This window comes from Bradyrhizobium sp. Kon58 (assembly GCF_055807455.1).
In genome coordinates this window covers 214765-231142 of the sequence record NZ_JBVVOT010000005.1, presented here as the reverse complement: position 1 = coordinate 231142, position 16378 = coordinate 214765, and the positions used below count along the sequence as shown (strand labels likewise).

Below are 16378 nucleotides of genomic sequence, written 5' to 3'. Positions count from 1 at the left end.
CTCACCCTAGGTCCGAGTTGTGCCAAGAAGAGACATGCGGTTAAAGCGCCCGGGCACCAAGGTCGAACGCTTTTTTTGCCGCCTGTAGGACTGACCGACTTCCCACCTTGGCGACTGAGAGTGACCGAATTCGACGGTTTAGTTTGTTCGAAGTGCGAGTGACAACATTCCAATTCCAAGCCATTGGATCGCCCATGGAATGCTGGGTATCAGCCCACTTCGTGGCCCGCTTCTGAGTGTTGTGGTTGGTACGAGAGGGATGCAATCCCATCTTACCAACTCCACCGAGTTGAAGAGAAATCAGGCCCCAGCCCTCTGCAACGTGTCTGTGCGAGCCTAATCCACTCGATGGATCGAGCTTGATCCGCCGTATTCGCACATGGTTCGACGCTTCGACAGGCCAAAGCACAAGAAAACATGACAATGCTCCGTTGGAGCAATCACCCACATTGGTGCCTTTGGCCAGCTCCTCCAAGGAGGAAAACTCTCTGAGGTTTTTGTCAAAACTTGAATAGGCCTCTAGGACGCGGCAATGCAGGTCGTCAAAAATAAACTGCAGTATCGGTTCAAAGTCGCCCGACACCGCGTAGAAGTCGCAATTAGGCAATGGCGCGTGTCCTACTCATCAAGACATGTACGGTAGCACTGCGCGCTGGCCGGGCCAAGTAGAGCAGTCATCCCGCATGACCGCTTCGGGTCACGAGCCGCCGATCACACGCAAGGTGGAGACTTCCGCTTTGGATTGGTAAGCCGACGTTTAGGGGTGCACGCCCTATCCTGCCGCTCGCCTTGGCGTCAAATGAGCGGCGCTATCAGCCGGCGGCGCGATGTGCATCAGGATGGTCTGGGTGGCGGATGCGACCTCGATGCCGTTGTGCTGGAAACGCTGCTTCATGCGGCGGTTGAATTCGCGCTGCACCGGCCAGCGGCCGGCCTCGGTGCAACGGATCTGGCCGACAATCGACACCATGGCGCCGTCGACCTTGTCGATGCCCCAGAGCTCGAGATCGCCGCGGATCAGGCTGCGGAATTCGACCTCGCGGCGCATCTCGTCGACGATGTCCTTGAGGATCTGACCAGCGCGGTCGGTGTCTTCCTTGTAGGCGACGTTGACGCTGACGGACGCATTGCCGGCGCCGCGGCTGGCGTTGGTGATGGTCGTGACCGCGCTGAACGGCACGATGTGCACGGCACCGTCGCCGGCCCGCAGCCTGATCGTGCGGATCGAGACGTTCTCGACCACGCCCGATAGCCCGGACACGCTGACGCTGTCGCCAACCTGGACGGTGTTCTCCAGGAGCAGGAACAGCCCGGTGATGAGGTCCTGCACCAGCTTCTGCGAGCCGAAGCCGATGGCGATGCCGACGATGCCGGCGCCCGCCAGCAGCGGCGCGACGTTGACGCCGATCTCGCTGAGCGCCGTGAGGCCGACGACGGTGGCGATGACGCACAGCAAGGCCGTCCGCAGCATCGGCTGAAAGGTCCGCAGCCGCGCGGCGCGGGCATAGTGGCCGTCGCGCGACAGCGAATTGATCTGGCGGTCCAGCAGCGCGTTGCTGGCTTCCCAGATCGCAGCAGCAATGAATACGGCAAGTCCGATCGTCACCACCGCCGAGATCAGCCGGCTGCCGATCTGGCCGCCATAGAACCAGACGATGGCGTCGACGCCCCAGACTTCGAGCACGGCCACCAGGCCAATGAAGGCGATGACGCCGGATACGATCTTGCGCAGCAGCGGCAGATAGCGGTTGGCGCGGATCTCGAGGCCCGGAAAGCGCTGGAGGATTTCCGGCTTGATGCGGAAGCCGCGGTCGATCAGGCCAAGCGTCAGCATGATAGCGACGCGCGTGATCAGCGCCACCGCGATGGTGCCGACGAAATATTGCAGCAGCAGCGAATAGCCGTTGCGGATGTTCAGCGCCCAGACGGCCCACAGCGCAAGGTCAAGCGCGATGGCAAGATAGTGCCAGCCGCCCGCGATGCGGTTGCGCAATCCCGCCGCGATCCCCTGCCGGTCAGCGGGCGCGCGGATGGCTTGCGCGACCTGGCGGCGGCATTGCAGGATGATGACGACGACGAAGAGATGCACCACCAGCATCACCATGCGCAGGAGCGCGGCATAGCCGCCGCGATGCAGGCCGAGCAGCAGCGCCACATTGGCAAAGGCGATGCCGGAGACGCCGACACCGACGATACGGCGCGCCCAGATCTCGATATAGGCGGCTGTTTCGGCCCTGACCGGAAACAAGCCGAACGGTCCCGCCAGCACACGAACCACACAGATGAGCCCGCGCGAGGACGCATAGGCGTTGACGACGGCGAGGATCACGAGGCGGACGGTGGTGGGCTCGCCGATCTCGGTGCCGAGCAGCGCCGTGGCGACGCCGACAAAGACCAGCACGGGAAGCAGTTCGAGCAGAAAGCGTGCCAGCACGAGGGGCAGCCGCAGCATGATTTGCCAGGCCCGCGCCAGGCTGTGGCGGCGCCTGTGCAGTTCGGGCGCGGGGGTGACATCGGCCACTGATGACGGCGGATCGGCAATGGGCAACAGCTGCACCGGCAGGCGCGCCGTTTGCGGCATGCGCCCTTCCAGGAACACGACGGGGCGCCGGATCAGACGGAACATCACCCATTCGGCGCAGAAAGCGGAGCCGAAGACCAAAGCGAGCTTCCAGGCGATCTCGATCAGGAGGTTGTAGGCCGCGGGATCGTTCGCGGTTCGCACGATCCAGTAATAGAACGCCGGGAAGTGCGTGAGCGTCCTGGCCATATCGGCGACGTCTCGGGAAATTTCGCCGATCTCCTCGGACACGGTGAGCATGAGCTGCGCACCGAGGCCGTCGGCCGCGAGCGGGATCGGCGATTTTGGCTCGGGCGCGGGCTGCTGTGCACCGGACGCATTGGCAATAGCACGCAGCGTGTCAATCATCTGCGCGCGCTTCTTGTCGTCCTGCAGCGTCTCCAGCGCGCGCTTGGCCTCATCGGGCGACAACGCGGCAGCGCTATTCGCCGCCGGTGCGGGCGGCGCGGCGCGGGTGCTGGAGAGAGATGAGATCGCGATCAAGAGCGCGGCGAGAAGCGCGGAGGCAAGCTTATGCGACACGAGGGATTCCCTGGGAAAAATGAATGCGACGGCGACGTCGGGACCGTCACCGCCGAAGCACATGCATCATGTCGGATCGACGCTATTCGCCCGGGCGCTGTGTCGGAAGTTGGCCAATGAGGCGACATTCTCTTGGCATTTGCCGCGGTGCAGGAAACGGGAACCGCGATTTCATGCCGGGACGTGCAGCGATCGAATGCGGCACGCGGCTGGAAGCTCGGCTGCGGCCATCCTTCGAGACGCTCGCCTGCGGCGGACCCTCAGGATGAGGGATCAGTATGCGGCAGCATTTCAAGGCAGATAGCGCAGCTGAGCCTCATCCTGAGGAGCCGCGGAACGCGGCGTCTCGAAGGACGAGGCGCTCGCTCAGGCGCCGCTGAGACGTCATCTGCGATCACCCTGATATGCGATCGCCCTGCGTCATTCCGGGAGTCGGCCCGGAATGACGCGATGAGGAGGAGGAGAGAAGCAGGATGTCGAAAGCGCGGCGGCCTTGTCACGGCCATCCGACATGATCGCTGTGATGCAATCGATGTGATGCAGAGTACAGCGCCGGGCAGGTAGGGGCTATGCCACACTGATGCAGCCCTCTAAACCTTGGCCCGGCGTGCCGTTCGCGTTTCTGCCGCTATGCGATAGTCCGAACGAGCTCCATCGCACTTAACGCGGCTGGATCTGCGGAGGTGGTGTCATAGACCTCCCCTTGCTCTTGATGTGGACGTTGCGCGTCGCTTGTTTGCGACCATTGCGATGGTCCTCCCGTGACGGAGGACTGTCAAGCAAGATCGACGGCGCGCAAATCACATTTGAAGGCGCGTTCCATCTCACTGCGACGGATTGGCTGCTGCGAATACGAGAAGCGGGCGAATTGCGAGGCTGCCCTTCCCGGCAATGTGGAGCGCTTCTGCCACGGGTTGGCGCGTGGGTACCGAGGGATTGGGGATGATGACATCATACCCCTGTTTTGCCCGACGAGTCAAATCGCTTCGGTAAACCCGTAATCGATCGAGATCACCTTCAAGTCATTGATTTCGCTATCCCCGGCTACTGTGCATGGGGTTGTTTTCGCGTTTTTTTTTCTTGCCCCCCTTCTCCTCCTTCTCGAGCGCCTTGCGCACCTCGTCGAATTCGCCCAGCGAAGCCTTGTCGGCGCGGGGGAAGCGCAGATCGAGCTGTTCGAGCGCCGCGACGATGGCCGACCCGATCACGACGCGCGCGAACCATTTGTGATCGGCCGGCACGACATACCAGGGCGCATGCGGCGTTGCCGTGTGCCGGACAATGTCCTGATAGACCGCCTGGTAGCGCGGCCACAGCGCGCGTTCCTTGATGTCGTCCATGGAGAACTTCCACTGCTTCGATGGATCCTCCAGCCGATCGAGGAAGCGCTCGCGCTGCTCGTCCTTGGACAGGTTCAGGAAGAATTTCAGCACCACGGTGCCGTTGCGCGAGAGATAGCGCTCCCACGCAGAGATGTCCTCGAACCGCTCCTTCCAGATGCTCTTGGTGACGACCTTCTGCGGCAGCTTCTCCTTGGCGAGGATCTCCGGGTGCACGCGCGTCACCAGGCATTCCTCATAGTGGGAGCGGTTGAAGATGCCGATATGACCGCGCTCCGGCAGCGCGATCACATGGCGCCAGAGGAAATCGTGATCGAGCTCCTTGCTGCTCGGCGCCTTGAAGGCACTGACTGCGCAGCCCTGCGGATTGATGCCCTCGAAGATCGCCTTGATCGCAGAATCCTTGCCGCCGGCGTCCATCGCCTGGAACACGATCAGCACGGACCAGCGGTCCTGGGCGTAGAGCTTCTCCTGAAACGCGATCAGCCGCTTCTTGTTGGCCTCGAGAATGTCCTGCGCCTTCTCCTTGTCGAGGTCGCCCTTCTCGTCCGTCTTGTGGTCCTTGAGATGAAACTTGCCCGAACCATCGTAGCGGAATGGCGTGATGTAGCGGTCAAGCTCCTGGGCGAGCGATTTGGACGACTTCTTGCTCATGAGCGCGGGGCACCTTGCGTTGCGGCTTCAATCGGTCGAGCAAGCTACCAAGGATGCCCTTCGGAAGGAATATGATGAAAAGCACGAGCAGCACGCCGTAGACAAGATTGTCCCAGCCGACCGCCTTGGTGCCGAAGCCGATGCGCAGGGTCTCGGCCAGCATAATCGTGATGACGGCGCCGAAGGTCGGGCCGAGCGAGACGAACAGGCCGCCGACGATGGCCGCGAACACCATCTGCAGCGACACCGCGATGCCGCTGACGGTGTCGGGCGTGATGAACATCTGGTACTGGCAGTAGATCGCGCCGGCCAAGGCCGTCATCAGCGCGCTGAGCAGCGTGATCTTCAGCTTCTCCGCGGTGACGTCGACGCCGGCGGCGGCTGCGGCGTCCTCGTCCTCCGAGATCGCCTCCAGCGCATAGCGGGCCATGCTGCGGTCGACCCAGTGCCAGACCACGATGCCGAACAGCCAGACCCCGAGCGCGATCAGGTACCAGGTGATCTTGTCGTCGAATTGCAGCGCCCAGAGCTTGTTGCCCGCGGCCCGGTTCGGCGTGTAGCCGAGCGAGCCGCCGGTGTAGTCGCGCGTCGCCGTGATGACCTGGAGCACGATGCCGGAGAGCGCGAGCGTCACCAGCACGAAATAGTGCCCGGTGATGCGGAAGCGGAAACAGGGGTAGCCGACGATCAGCGCCAGCGCGCCGGCGGCGATCATGCCGATAGGGATGCCGATCCAGGGCGACCATCCCAGGTGATTCCAGAGCAGCGCAGTGACATAGGCGCCTATTCCCATGAAACCGCCATGACCGAGCGAGACCAGGCCGAACCGCCCCATCATCGACCACGACGTATAGGCGAACGACCAGATCAGGATCAGCACCAGGATGTGCAGATGATAGGGATCGCGATAGACGAAAGGCAACGCGACCAGCGCCGCCAATCCCATCGCCCAAGCTGCAAGCCGTCCCCGCCCCATCATCGGCGCCTCGCGAGCAGGCCCGCAGGCCGGATGAACATCATGACGATGAAGAAGGCGAAGGCGAGCACATAGCCCCATTCGAGATCGGAGAACAGGCCGCCGAGCGAGATGATCTCGGCGAACACGAAGGCCGCGATGAAGCCGCCGATGAAATTGCCGAGGCCCCCGAGCACGCAGATCAGGAAGGTGATCGGCCCGAACGACAGACCGACGAAGGGATGCACGTCATATTGCAGCACCAGCAGGCAGGCGGCGAGCCCGGCCAGCCCGCCGCCGATCGCGGAGGTGATGAGATAGATGCGCTTGGTGTCAACGCCCATCAGCGCCATGATCTGCCGGTCCTGCGAGATCGCCCGGATCGCGGTGCCGGTGAAGGTCCGCGTCATGAACAGATAGACCGCGACCATGCCGACCAGCGCGGCCAGGAAGGATAGAAGTCGTGCGTAGCTGAAATTCATGTCGCCGAAGGCGAGCACCGGCAGGCGGATGCCGAGGTTGCGGAAGTCGATGCCGAAGGCGACGGTGGCAAAGCTCTGCAGCACGAACAGCACTCCGCCGGTGGCGAGCAACTGGTTGATCGGCGGCGCCGTGAGCAGCGGGGCGATCACGAGGTAGTGCAGCGCCGCGCCGAGCAACGCGACCAGCAGGATGGTGAGCGGCGCGGCGAGGAAGTAACTGATGCCGTAATACTGCACCAGGAAATACATGGCGTACATGCCGATCATCACCAGCTCTGCGTAGCAGATCCAGGTCACGTCGATGACGCCGAAGATCAAATTGAGCCCGAGCGCGAGCAGCGCCAGCACGCCGCCGAGCAGGATGCCGTTGATCACGGCCTCCAGCAGGTAGATGTCGAAAATGTCCAGAAATGCTTGCATGCCCGCATCAACCTCACACCCCGAGATACGCTTCCTTGACCGTGTCGCTCGCCAGCATCTCGGCCGAGGTGCCTGAGGACCTGATCGTGCCCGCCTCGATCAGATAGGCGCGATCGACCACTTTCAGCACCTGCTGCACATTCTGCTCGACGATCAGCACGGTCAGCCCGCTGGCGCGGATCCGCTTCACCAGCTCGAACACCTGCTGCACCACGACCGGCGCGAGCCCAGCCGACGGCTCGTCGAGCAGCAGCAGCTTTGGATTCGACATCAGCGCGCGGCCGATCGCGCACATCTGCTGCTCGCCGCCGGACATGGTGCCGGCCATCTGGTGGCGGCGCTCCTTCAGGCGCGGAAACAGCTCGAACACCACGTCCAGCCGCTCGGCATAGTGGCCGCGCGCCTCCTGCATGAAGGCACCCATCTTGAGATTGTCGTCGACCGAGAGCTGCGGAAACAGCCGCCGGTTCTCCGGCACATGCGCGATCCCGAGGCTGACGATCTTGTGCGGCGGCGTGGCCACGACATCGACGGCTTCCATTCTGATCGAGCCACGCGAGGGGCGGATCAGCCCGGAGATGACGCGCATCAGGGTGGTCTTGCCGGCCCCGTTCGGCCCGATGACGCCGACGGCCTCCCCCGCCTTCACGTCGAGGTCGACGTCGAACAGTGCCTGGAAGGTGCCATAGCCGGCATTGACGCCGCGGAGCTCAAGCATCGGCTACCCTCCCGCGCGGCGGCGCGCTGCGGCGGCCGCGGCCTGCGTGGTTTCGGCATCGGTGCCGAGATAGACCTCGATGACGCGGGGATCGCCGGCAACGGCACTTGGCAAACCTTCCGAGATCTTCTCGCCGTGATCGAGTACCATGACGCGATCGACGACGCGCATCAGCACGCCCATGATGTGCTCGACCCAGATGATGGTGATGCCGAGTTCGTCGCGGATGTTGCGGAGCATGTCGGCCGCCTGCCCCATCTCAGCTTCGTCGAGGCCGCCGAGGCTCTCATCGGCCAGCAGAAGTTTTGGCGCGGTGGCGAGCGCTTTCGCCAGTTCGAGCTTTTTCAGGCCGGCTGCACCGAGGCCGTCGACACTGGCATGCCGATCGGTCGGCAAGCCGACCATTGCCAGCGATCGTTCGGCCGCCTCCTCGGCCCTGGCACGGCTGTGCCGGCCCTGGCCGTAGAATCCGGCGAGCGCGACGTTCTCGAAGATCGTCAGGCGACGGAATGGCCGCGGGATCTGGAAGGTGCGGCCGATGCCGCTGTTGATGATCCGGTGCGGCGGAAGGCCTGCGATCTCGGAGCCGTCGAACAGGATCGAGCCGGACGTCGGCGCCAGCGTGCCCGAGAGCATATTGAAGATCGTGCTCTTGCCCGAGCCGTTAGGGCCGATCAGGCCGAGGATCTCGCCCTGGCCGACCTTGAACGACACATTGTTGACGGCGGTGAAGCCGCCAAACCGCTTCACCAGCCCGCTGACTTCCAGCACCGTCCCGCTCTCCTCTCTGCGCGCATTTGCGCTACTGGTTGCTGTAGGTGGTGCCCTTCGGAAACGGCAGCACGGCCTCGCGCTGCGCCTGGCTCTTGGGCCACACCACGGAGGACTTGTCGTCGATGTATTGGATCACGACCGGGAACGAGCGCTCGTTCTGCCCGGCCATCGGCGTGCCCTCGCCGTAAAACTTGACGCCGAAGCCGAGCATGGTGCCGCCCTCGGGAATATCAGTGTCGAGCGCCGCCTTGCGCAGCGCATCCGGATCGACCCCGCCATATTTCTTGATGGCGCGCGGAAGCACGTCATTCATGAACACATAAGTGTTGGACGCGCCGATGCCGACATGCGCCGAGCGGATGGCGACGCCGGGCCGGATCTTGTCGAATTCCTCGCCGACCATCTTGATCACCGGCGGGAGCTTGGGATCCATGGTCTTCTGGTTGGCAAGCCAGATCGAGATCGGGTCGGTGTTGAAGATGTAGGTGGCATCGGCCCCCATGCCCTCCTTCAGTTTTTCATAGACCCCGTAACCCGCACCGTGCCCCATCAGCGCGCCGAATTTCAGCCCCTGCTCGCGCGCCTGACGCAGCAACAGCGTGATATCGGGGTTGTAGCCGGTGTGGAAAATGACGTCGGGCTTGGCACGCTTCAACTTGGTCACCAGCGCTGAGAGGTCAGGCGCGGTGGCCGAATAACCCTCCTTCATCACGACGTTGAAGCCCGCCTTCTTCGCGCCGGCCTCGTTGCCCCTGGACACGTCGACGCCATAGGCGCCGTCCTCGTGAATGATGGCGACGCGCAGATCCTTCGGCTCCTTGTCGAACTTCGCCTTGGCGTTCTGCGCGATGAAATCCATCGTCATCATGCCGAACTGGTCGCCGCTCGCCTGCGGGCGGAAGACGTATTTGTAACCCTTCTCGTTGAACACGGCCGACGAGATGCAGGTCGTCATCCACATGAACTTCTTGAGCTGCTCGACGCGAGCGGCGACCGGGACGCATTGCGCCGAGGAGAAGAAGCCGAGCACCATGTCGACCTTTTCCTGTTCGAGCAGGCGGACGGATTCGTTGATCGCGATGTCGGGCTTGCTCTGCGCATCGGCATAGACCGCTTCGATCTTGTAACCCTCGACGCCGGTCCTGGCGAAATGGTCGAGAACGATCTTTGCGCCGATATAACCGAGTTCAGAGCCGCCGCCGGCGAGTGGCCCGGTCAAATCGAAAACGACGCCGATCTTGATCTTCTTGTCTTTGCCTTGATCCTGGGCCTGGGCGGACAGCGCCAAGCCCGTCGCTGATATCGCGACCAACAGCCCACGTACCAAACGGGCAGCCATGCGCATGCGCATCAAAACCTCCCTGGCCGATTGTGCATTGCATTCTTTTTGCTTTTGTATTTTTGCCCATCACATGGGCTGGGCGCAGCGATGTCAAGCCTCGCGCGTCAGCGCGACGCGAACTGCTGCTCGACGAAGGCCGTGACAAATCGCGGCATGGACGGCGTGAGATCGCTCATTCCGCGTACGAGATGGATGGACGAGAGCTCCGGCTCGGCCTCGGCCGCCAGATTGGCTTCGATCCGCGCACGCGCCACATCACCCGGCATGTCCAGGTTGATAATTTGCAACATCGCAATCGTTGGGCCGGTGACGACGCAGTGCCAGTCCGGCTCGACCCGATAGTCGGCCGCGGTCAGGCCGGTCTCTTCCTCGAGTTCGCGGATCACGCTGCCGGGAATGTCGAGCCTGTCGCCCCTGACGTCGTCGAGATCGGGCGTGCCCGATGGGAAATAGATCCGGCCAGCATTGGCGGTGTGCTGCGCCATCTCGCCCATCACGAATGCGCCGTCGGAGCTGCGCAGCGCGCCCATGCCAAAGCCGTTGAACACGGCCTTGTCGGGAAAGCCCCAGTCGCGCCAGGCGAGGAAGCTCGCGAAATCGGTCTCGAAATAGGTCGCAGAAAGATGCCCGTCGGCGAACGTTGCATCGCGCCCGAGCAGGACGCGGCCGTTCCAGATCTTTGGCCGCTCGCGCTGCTTCTCGGCGAAATGCGCGGTGATCTCGGCGCGCCGCTCCTCCGCGAACGGCCAGACGATCGACCGCACGGCAAGTTCAAGCGTCGTGACCCGATGGATTGTCAGTGACGTCATGACGCCTGGTTACCGAGCCTTGGCGTCAGTTATTTGGCGCTCCCCGTGGTCTTCTTGGCCTGCTCGACATATTTGTTGGTGAAGGTCTTGCTGACGTCGATCTTGGCGTTCGCCACGTCGGGTGAGCCGACGCTGAACACCGCGAGCACGGCGTCAGCGCCCTTCGGGTCCATCTTGCCGGTTTCGGAGAACATCGGGATCGTGTTCTTCAGCGCCGCGAGATAGAGGTCCTTGTTCTTGCCGACCGTCTCCTCCGGCATCTTTGCCATGATCTCCTCGGGCGAGTGCGAGTGGATCCAGGCGAGCGTGCCCAGGATCGCGTTGGTGAGCGCCTGCGTCTCCTTCTCGTGGCCGGCCACCCAGGCCGCGGTCGAGTACAGCGCGCCGCCCGGATATTCGCCCCCGAAGGTCTCGAGCGTATCCTTTTGCGTACGGGTGTCCGAGAGGATGCGCAGATCCTTGTGGCTGCCCTGGAGCACGGTCACGGAGGGATCGAGCATTACGGCCGCGTCGATCTGGCCCTGCTCCATGGCGGCGACCGCAGTGGCTCCGAGGCCGACGCCGATCACGGCGGTGCTGGCGGGATCCACGCCATTCTTCTTGAGCATATATTTGAGGAAGAAGTCCGTGGAGGAGCCGGGCGCGCTGACGCCGACCTTCTTGCCGGCGAGGTCCTTGATCGACTTGATCTCGTTGGTGTGCGACGGCGAAACCACCAGCACGAGGCCGGGATAGCGGTCATAGACGACGAACGCCTGAAGCTCCTGCTTCTTGGCCGCGAGGTTGACGCAATGGTCGAAATAGCCGGAGACCACGTCTGCGCTGCCGCCGAGCACGGCCTTGAGCGCGTCCGAGCCGCCCTTGAGGTCCACGAGCTCGACATTGAGGCCGGCCTTGTCGTATTCGCCGAGCTGTTTTGCCAGCACCGTCGGCAAATAGCACAGGCAGGAGCCGCCACCGATCGCGATGGTGACCTTGCTTTGCGCCGCGGCAAGACCGGTGGTGAGCGTCAGCGCGAGCAGCGTGCCCGCGAGCCTGGCTATCGTGTTCTTCATTGGTTTCCTCCGTTCGGCTGGCGGCACCATAGAGCAGCCGGGCTGGCTTGAGAAGCAGGACCGAAGGCGCTGGCCATCGGCCTTTCGGCGCAATAGCATGAGCCCACAAGAACAATTCTTGATGGGGAGGATCATCCATGAATCGCCTTGCAATCGGACTGTCGATCGCCACCGCTTTTGCCGCCGGATGCGGCGCAACCCACCTGCTGAGGCCGGCGCTGGCCGCGGAGAACATCACGCCGCAGATCATCCACACCGGCGAGATGGAGGGCGACGCGCTCGGGAACGCCAATGCCGTCGGCTTCCGTTCCAAGATGTTCGCGAGCGCCGACGGCGCCACCATCTCGATCCAGGTCGGCAATGTGCCCAAGCACATGCATCCCAACACCAACGAGATCCAGTACATTCTGGAGGGCACCGGCACGATCTGGTTCGGCGACAAGGAAGTCACGGTGAAGCCGGGCGACCTCGTCATCATCCCGAAGGGGACGCCGCATGGCGGCACCAAGCCGATCAGCGGGCAGGTCAAGGCCATCGCGATCAAGACGCCGCCGCAGGCCCCCGACGACACCAAACTGCTGGATTGATCGATCCGGGGCTCGCACGCCGTGCGGGCCCCTTGCGGCCTAGCTGCGTCCGTCCACGGTCGGACGCCAGACCAGCAGTCTCCGCTCCACCAACGTCACGCCAAAGTCGATCAGGATGACAAAGGCCGACAGCACGAACATGCCGGCGAACACGCCGGCGACGTCGAAGATGCCCTCGGCCTGCTGGATGAGATAGCCGAGCCCCGCCGCCGATCCCAGATATTCGCCGACGACCGCACCGACCACGGCAAAGCCCACCGACGTGTGCAGCGAGGAGAACATCCACGACAGCGCCGAGGGCCAATAGACGTGCTGCATCAGCTGCCGCTCGCTCATGCCGAGCATGCGGCCGTTGTCGAGCACAGTGCGGCTGACCTCCTTGACGCCCTGATAGACGTTGAAGAACACGATGAAGAACACCAGCGTCACGCCGAGCGCGACCTTGGACCAGATGCCCAGCCCAAGCCACAGCGCGAAGATCGGCGCCAGCACCACACGCGGCAGTGCGTTGACCATCTTCACGTAGGGATCGAACACCGCGGCGACCAGCGGCTGGCGCGCGAACCAGAAGCCGATCAGCACGCCGCCGGCCGATCCGATCACGAAGGCCAGGATCGATTCCGTCAGCGTAATCCCGAGATGCTTCCAGATCACACCGGACGAGAACCATTTGACGATCTGGGCGAAGACGTCGACCGGGTTGGAGAAGAAGAACGGCGGCAGCAGGATCTTGCCGAACAGGGGCACGGTCGACAGCAATTGCCACAGCGCGAGGCAGACCACCGCGACCAGCACTTGCAGCGAGAGCAGCGTCACGCGCGACATCAGACCGCCTCCGCCGCTTGCGTGGATTGGGCGTAGCCCTTCATGACCTCGTCCTTGAGCACGCTCCAGATCTCGCGATGAAGCGCATGGAATTCCTTGTCCAGCCGTACTTCAAAAATGTCGCGCGGGCGCGGCAGGCTCACGCGCCAGTCGCCGATGATGCGGGAGGACGGTCCCGCCGACATGATCACGACGCGGTCGGCGAGCGCGATCGCCTCTTCCAGATCATGGGTGACGAACAGCACCGCCTTGCGGTCGGCGTTCCAGAGGTCGAGCAGCAGGTTGCCCATCACCTGCCGGGTCTGTGCATCCAGCGGCCCGAACGGCTCGTCCATCAGCAGGATCTTCGGATCGCGGATCAGCACCTGCGCCAGCGCCACGCGCTTGCGCTGGCCGCCCGAGAGCATGTGCGGATAGCGGTTGGCAAAGGCGCCCAGGCCGACCGAGGTCAGCCATGTCTGCGCCCGCGGCAGCGCCTCGCTGCGCGGCGTGCCGCTGACTTCGAGCCCGATTGCGACGTTGTCGAGCGCGGTCTTCCATGGGAACAGCGCATCGGCCTGGAACAGATAGCCGGCATCCCGGTTCAGCCCGGCGAGCGGCTGGTCGAATATCCTGACGCTCCCGGCAGCCGGTTTCAGCAGCCCGGCCGCGACGTTGAGCAGCGTCGATTTCCCGCAGCCGGTCGGGCCGACGATGGCGACGAACTCGCCCTGCGCCACCGTCAGATGCGCCTGCTCCACCGCCGTATAGACCCGCCCGTCCCCCAGCTGGAACGCGACCTTGGCATCTTCCAGCGCCACTGCCGTAGGCGTTATCATGTATTCCCTCCGAACTTGGCCCGATGCCTTAGCCGCTCGCGCGGCCAAGTTCAATCAAGCCGCCAAGCGTGGTACGCATGGGCCTCGTCATCCCCTCCCTCCCTCCAATCCTTGGGGCGGGTTAGCGCAGTGAGCCCCGCCCGATGCCATCCAGGCCGATGATTGGCTATGCCCAGGTCACCAAGAGCTTCGGCGCGCTCAAGGCCGTGGACGATGTGTCACTCGACATCGCCGAAGGCGAGTTTGTGGCCGTTGTCGGCGGCTCGGGTTCGGGCAAGACGACGCTGCTGCGGCTCGCCAACCGCCTGATCGAGGCGGACGGCGGCACGATCACGGTCGAGGGCGACGACGTGCAGTCTGTCGATCCGGTCGCGCTGCGGCGCCGCATCGGCTATGTCTTCCAGAGCGGCGGGCTGTTCCCGCATCTGAGCGTCGCCGACAATATCGGGATCACGCCGAAGCTGCTCGGCGTCCCGGCGGCGGATATCGCAACGCGGGTCGATGAGTTGCTCGAGCTCGTGCAGCTCGACCGCGCCGCGCATCGCGAGCGGTTGCCGGATGCACTCTCGGGCGGCCAGCGCCAGCGTGTCGGCGTGGCGCGCGCGCTTGCGGCACGGCCCCGCATCGTGCTGATGGACGAGCCATTCGGCGCGCTGGATCCCCTCACCCGCGATGCGCTCGGCGAGGATTTTCGCGAGCTGCACCGCAAGTTCGGCCTGACCACCGTGATGATCACCCACGACATGACGGAAGCGATTCTGCTGGCCGACCGCATCGCGGTGATGCGCAGCGGAAAGCTGCTGGCGCAGGGCACGCCAGTGGAGCTTTCGAAAAGCACCGACGCCTACGTGCTGGAGCTGCTGCGGACGCCGCGACGCCAGGTCGAGCGATTGAACGCGTTGCTGCCACAGGGCGGGACGGCATGAGCCTTTTCACCGATCCGCGTTGGGGCGAAGCGCTGGGGCATTTGCCCGACTATCTCGGCAACCACGTCCGGGTGAGTCTCGCTGCACTTGCGCTCGGCCTGATCATCAGCCTGCCGCTGGCGATCCTGACGCGCAACCGCCCCACCCCGCGCGCCGTCCTGCTCGCGCTCGCCAGCATCGTGCAGACGGTGCCCGGGTTGGCGCTGCTCGCGCTGTTCTATCCGCTGCTGTTGCTCGCGGCCTCCGTGGCGCTGGCCTGGTTCGGCGTCTCCTTCTCCGCTTTCGGCTTCCTGCCGGCGATGCTGGCGCTGGCGCTCTATTCGATGCTGCCGGTGCTGCGCAACGGCATCACCGGTCTCAACGGCATCGACCCGGCGCTGATCGAGGCTGCCAAAGGCGTCGGAATGACCGCACCGCAGTCGTTGATGATGGTCGAACTGCCGCTGGCCCTCCCGGTGATGATGGCGGGCATCCGTACCGCCGCAGTGTGGGTGATCGGCACCGCGACGCTGTCGACCCCGATCGGGCAGACCAGCCTCGGCAATTACATCTTTGCCGGGCTGCAGACCCAGAATTGGGTGTTCGTGCTGTTCGGCTGCTTTGCCTCGGCCCTGCTGGCGCTCGCGGTCGATCAACTGCTCGGCCTGATCGAGAGCGGTCTGCGCCGGCGCAGCCGCGTACGTACGGCGCTCGGCGCGGCCGGGATCGCGGCACTGGTCGCCGCAACATTGGTGCCGACGATGGGGCGCTCGACACAGAGCTATGTCGTCGGCGCCAAGACCTTCGCGGAACAGTATGTGCTGTCGGCGCTGATGCGGGACCGGCTCCAGGCGGCCGGTCTTTCCGCCGTCGCGCGATCCGGTCTCGGCTCGAGCGTGATCTTCGAGGCGTTGAAGGCCGGCGATATCGATCTCTATGTCGATTATTCCGGCACGCTCTGGGCCAATCAGCTTCACCGCACGGACATCAAACCGCGCGCGGAGCTGTTGGCGGAGCTGCAGACGACACTTGCGAAGGAGAACATCACCCTGCTCGGCGAGCTCGGATTCGAGAACGCCTATGCGCTGGTGATCCCGAAGAAGCGCGCCGAGGCGCTTGGCATCCGCACCATCGCCGATCTCGCCGCGCATGCTTCGACCCTGTCGATCGCCGGCGACTATGAGTTCTTCTCGCGACCCGAATGGGCGGCGCTGCAAAAGGCCTATGGCCTCTCGTTCCGCGCCCAGCGCCAGATGCAGCCGGACTTCATGTATGCGGCCGTCGCCAGCGGCGAGGTCGATGTCATCGCGGGCTACACCAGCGACGGGCTGATCGCAAAATACGATCTTGTTGCGCTCGATGATCCCAGGCACGCGATCCCGCCCTACGATGCCATCCTTCTGCTGGCTCCGAAGCGCGCCGGCGACGAGCGGCTGCAGGCCGCGCTGAAACCGCTGCTCGGCAAGATCGACATCGCGACCATGCGCGAAGCCAATTTACGCGCCGCCGGCAATGATGCGAATTCGTCGCCGGATGCGGTGGCGAGGTGGTTGTGGGAGAAGGTGGGGAAGTAAGTTGCCCTATGTCCCGT

The 16378-nt window shown here is 63.9% G+C and carries 15 protein-coding genes; 3 read left to right on the top strand and 12 right to left on the bottom strand.

Annotation, left to right across the window (positions count from 1 at the left end; all coding sequences use genetic code 11):
* Nucleotides 1-40 precede the first annotated feature (40 nt).
* From AC0L20_RS11990 to AC0L20_RS11945, 10 genes are all read right to left on the bottom strand, one after another.
* Nucleotides 41-607, bottom strand: a complete 567-nt coding sequence (locus tag AC0L20_RS11990) for a hypothetical protein (RefSeq protein WP_473288686.1) — start codon at nt 605-607, stop codon at nt 41-43.
* Nucleotides 608-772: 165 nt separating this feature from the next.
* Nucleotides 773-3103, bottom strand: a complete 2331-nt coding sequence (locus tag AC0L20_RS11985; protein ID WP_473288685.1) for a mechanosensitive ion channel domain-containing protein — start codon at nt 3101-3103, stop codon at nt 773-775.
* A gap of 1034 nt (nt 3104-4137) precedes the next feature.
* Nucleotides 4138-5097 (bottom strand): polyphosphate kinase 2 family protein, encoded by a 960-nt coding sequence (locus AC0L20_RS11980; protein ID WP_473288684.1) that lies wholly within the window; start codon nt 5095-5097, stop codon nt 4138-4140.
* On the bottom strand, nt 5057-6076 hold the full coding sequence (locus AC0L20_RS11975) for a branched-chain amino acid ABC transporter permease (protein ID WP_473288683.1): 1020 nt from the start codon (nt 6074-6076) through the stop codon (nt 5057-5059). Before AC0L20_RS11975 ends, AC0L20_RS11980 begins: the two co-directional genes overlap by 41 nt.
* Nucleotides 6073-6954, bottom strand: a complete 882-nt coding sequence (locus AC0L20_RS11970) for a branched-chain amino acid ABC transporter permease (RefSeq protein ID WP_027519515.1) — start codon at nt 6952-6954, stop codon at nt 6073-6075. Before AC0L20_RS11970 ends, AC0L20_RS11975 begins: the two co-directional genes overlap by 4 nt.
* Before the next feature lie 13 nt (nt 6955-6967).
* Nucleotides 6968-7672, bottom strand: coding sequence for an ABC transporter ATP-binding protein (locus tag AC0L20_RS11965; protein WP_027519516.1), 705 nt, complete (start codon nt 7670-7672; stop codon nt 6968-6970).
* Between the two features lie 3 nt (nt 7673-7675).
* On the bottom strand, nt 7676-8443 hold the full coding sequence (locus AC0L20_RS11960; protein WP_473288682.1) for an ABC transporter ATP-binding protein: 768 nt from the start codon (nt 8441-8443) through the stop codon (nt 7676-7678).
* 31 nt (nt 8444-8474) lie between these two features.
* Entirely contained in the window at nt 8475-9797 is a 1323-nt protein-coding gene (locus AC0L20_RS11955; RefSeq protein ID WP_473288681.1) for an ABC transporter substrate-binding protein, read from the bottom strand.
* Nucleotides 9798-9892: 95 nt separating this feature from the next.
* Nucleotides 9893-10597, bottom strand: coding sequence for an NUDIX hydrolase (locus AC0L20_RS11950; RefSeq protein WP_473288680.1), 705 nt, complete (start codon nt 10595-10597; stop codon nt 9893-9895).
* Nucleotides 10598-10626: 29 nt separating this feature from the next.
* Nucleotides 10627-11652, bottom strand: a complete 1026-nt coding sequence (locus AC0L20_RS11945; RefSeq protein WP_473288679.1) for an ABC transporter substrate-binding protein — start codon at nt 11650-11652, stop codon at nt 10627-10629.
* Between the two features lie 137 nt (nt 11653-11789).
* Here AC0L20_RS11945 and AC0L20_RS11940 point away from each other — a divergent pair, with 137 nt between their 5' ends.
* Complete coding sequence (locus AC0L20_RS11940; RefSeq protein ID WP_247288096.1) at nt 11790-12239, top strand: cupin domain-containing protein; 450 nt, start codon at nt 11790-11792, stop codon at nt 12237-12239.
* Between the two features lie 39 nt (nt 12240-12278).
* Here AC0L20_RS11940 and AC0L20_RS11935 read toward each other — a convergent pair whose 3' ends face one another.
* Nucleotides 12279-13064 (bottom strand): ABC transporter permease, encoded by a 786-nt coding sequence (locus tag AC0L20_RS11935; RefSeq protein ID WP_473288678.1) that lies wholly within the window; start codon nt 13062-13064, stop codon nt 12279-12281.
* On the bottom strand, nt 13064-13882 hold the full coding sequence (locus AC0L20_RS11930; RefSeq protein WP_473288677.1) for an ABC transporter ATP-binding protein: 819 nt from the start codon (nt 13880-13882) through the stop codon (nt 13064-13066). Before AC0L20_RS11930 ends, AC0L20_RS11935 begins: the two co-directional genes overlap by 1 nt.
* Nucleotides 13883-14025: 143 nt before the next feature.
* On the opposite strand from AC0L20_RS11930, the gene AC0L20_RS11925 reads away from it, so the two are divergent.
* Complete coding sequence (locus AC0L20_RS11925; protein ID WP_473288676.1) at nt 14026-14808, top strand: ATP-binding cassette domain-containing protein; 783 nt, start codon at nt 14026-14028, stop codon at nt 14806-14808.
* Entirely contained in the window at nt 14805-16361 is a 1557-nt protein-coding gene (locus AC0L20_RS11920) for a glycine betaine ABC transporter substrate-binding protein (protein WP_473288675.1), read from the top strand. Before AC0L20_RS11925 ends, AC0L20_RS11920 begins: the two co-directional genes overlap by 4 nt.
* The last annotated feature ends 17 nt before the right edge of the window (nt 16362-16378 follow it).

Coding starts and splice junctions, on each gene's coding strand:
- AC0L20_RS11930 (WP_473288677.1), bottom strand. CDS start 13,882: ATGATAACGCCTACGGCAGTGGCGCTGGAAGATGCCAAGGTCGCGTTC.
- AC0L20_RS11980 (WP_473288684.1), bottom strand. CDS start 5,097: ATGAGCAAGAAGTCGTCCAAATCGCTCGCCCAGGAGCTTGACCGCTAC.
- AC0L20_RS11935 (WP_473288678.1), bottom strand. CDS start 13,064: ATGTCGCGCGTGACGCTGCTCTCGCTGCAAGTGCTGGTCGCGGTGGTC.
- AC0L20_RS11965 (WP_027519516.1), bottom strand. CDS start 7,672: ATGCTTGAGCTCCGCGGCGTCAATGCCGGCTATGGCACCTTCCAGGCA.
- AC0L20_RS11925 (WP_473288676.1), top strand. CDS start 14,026: ATGCCATCCAGGCCGATGATTGGCTATGCCCAGGTCACCAAGAGCTTC.
- AC0L20_RS11975 (WP_473288683.1), bottom strand. CDS start 6,076: ATGATGGGGCGGGGACGGCTTGCAGCTTGGGCGATGGGATTGGCGGCG.
- AC0L20_RS11950 (WP_473288680.1), bottom strand. CDS start 10,597: ATGACGTCACTGACAATCCATCGGGTCACGACGCTTGAACTTGCCGTG.
- AC0L20_RS11920 (WP_473288675.1), top strand. CDS start 14,805: ATGAGCCTTTTCACCGATCCGCGTTGGGGCGAAGCGCTGGGGCATTTG.
- AC0L20_RS11940 (WP_247288096.1), top strand. CDS start 11,790: ATGAATCGCCTTGCAATCGGACTGTCGATCGCCACCGCTTTTGCCGCC.
- AC0L20_RS11970 (WP_027519515.1), bottom strand. CDS start 6,954: ATGCAAGCATTTCTGGACATTTTCGACATCTACCTGCTGGAGGCCGTG.
- AC0L20_RS11945 (WP_473288679.1), bottom strand. CDS start 11,652: ATGAAGAACACGATAGCCAGGCTCGCGGGCACGCTGCTCGCGCTGACG.
- AC0L20_RS11955 (WP_473288681.1), bottom strand. CDS start 9,797: ATGCGCATGCGCATGGCTGCCCGTTTGGTACGTGGGCTGTTGGTCGCG.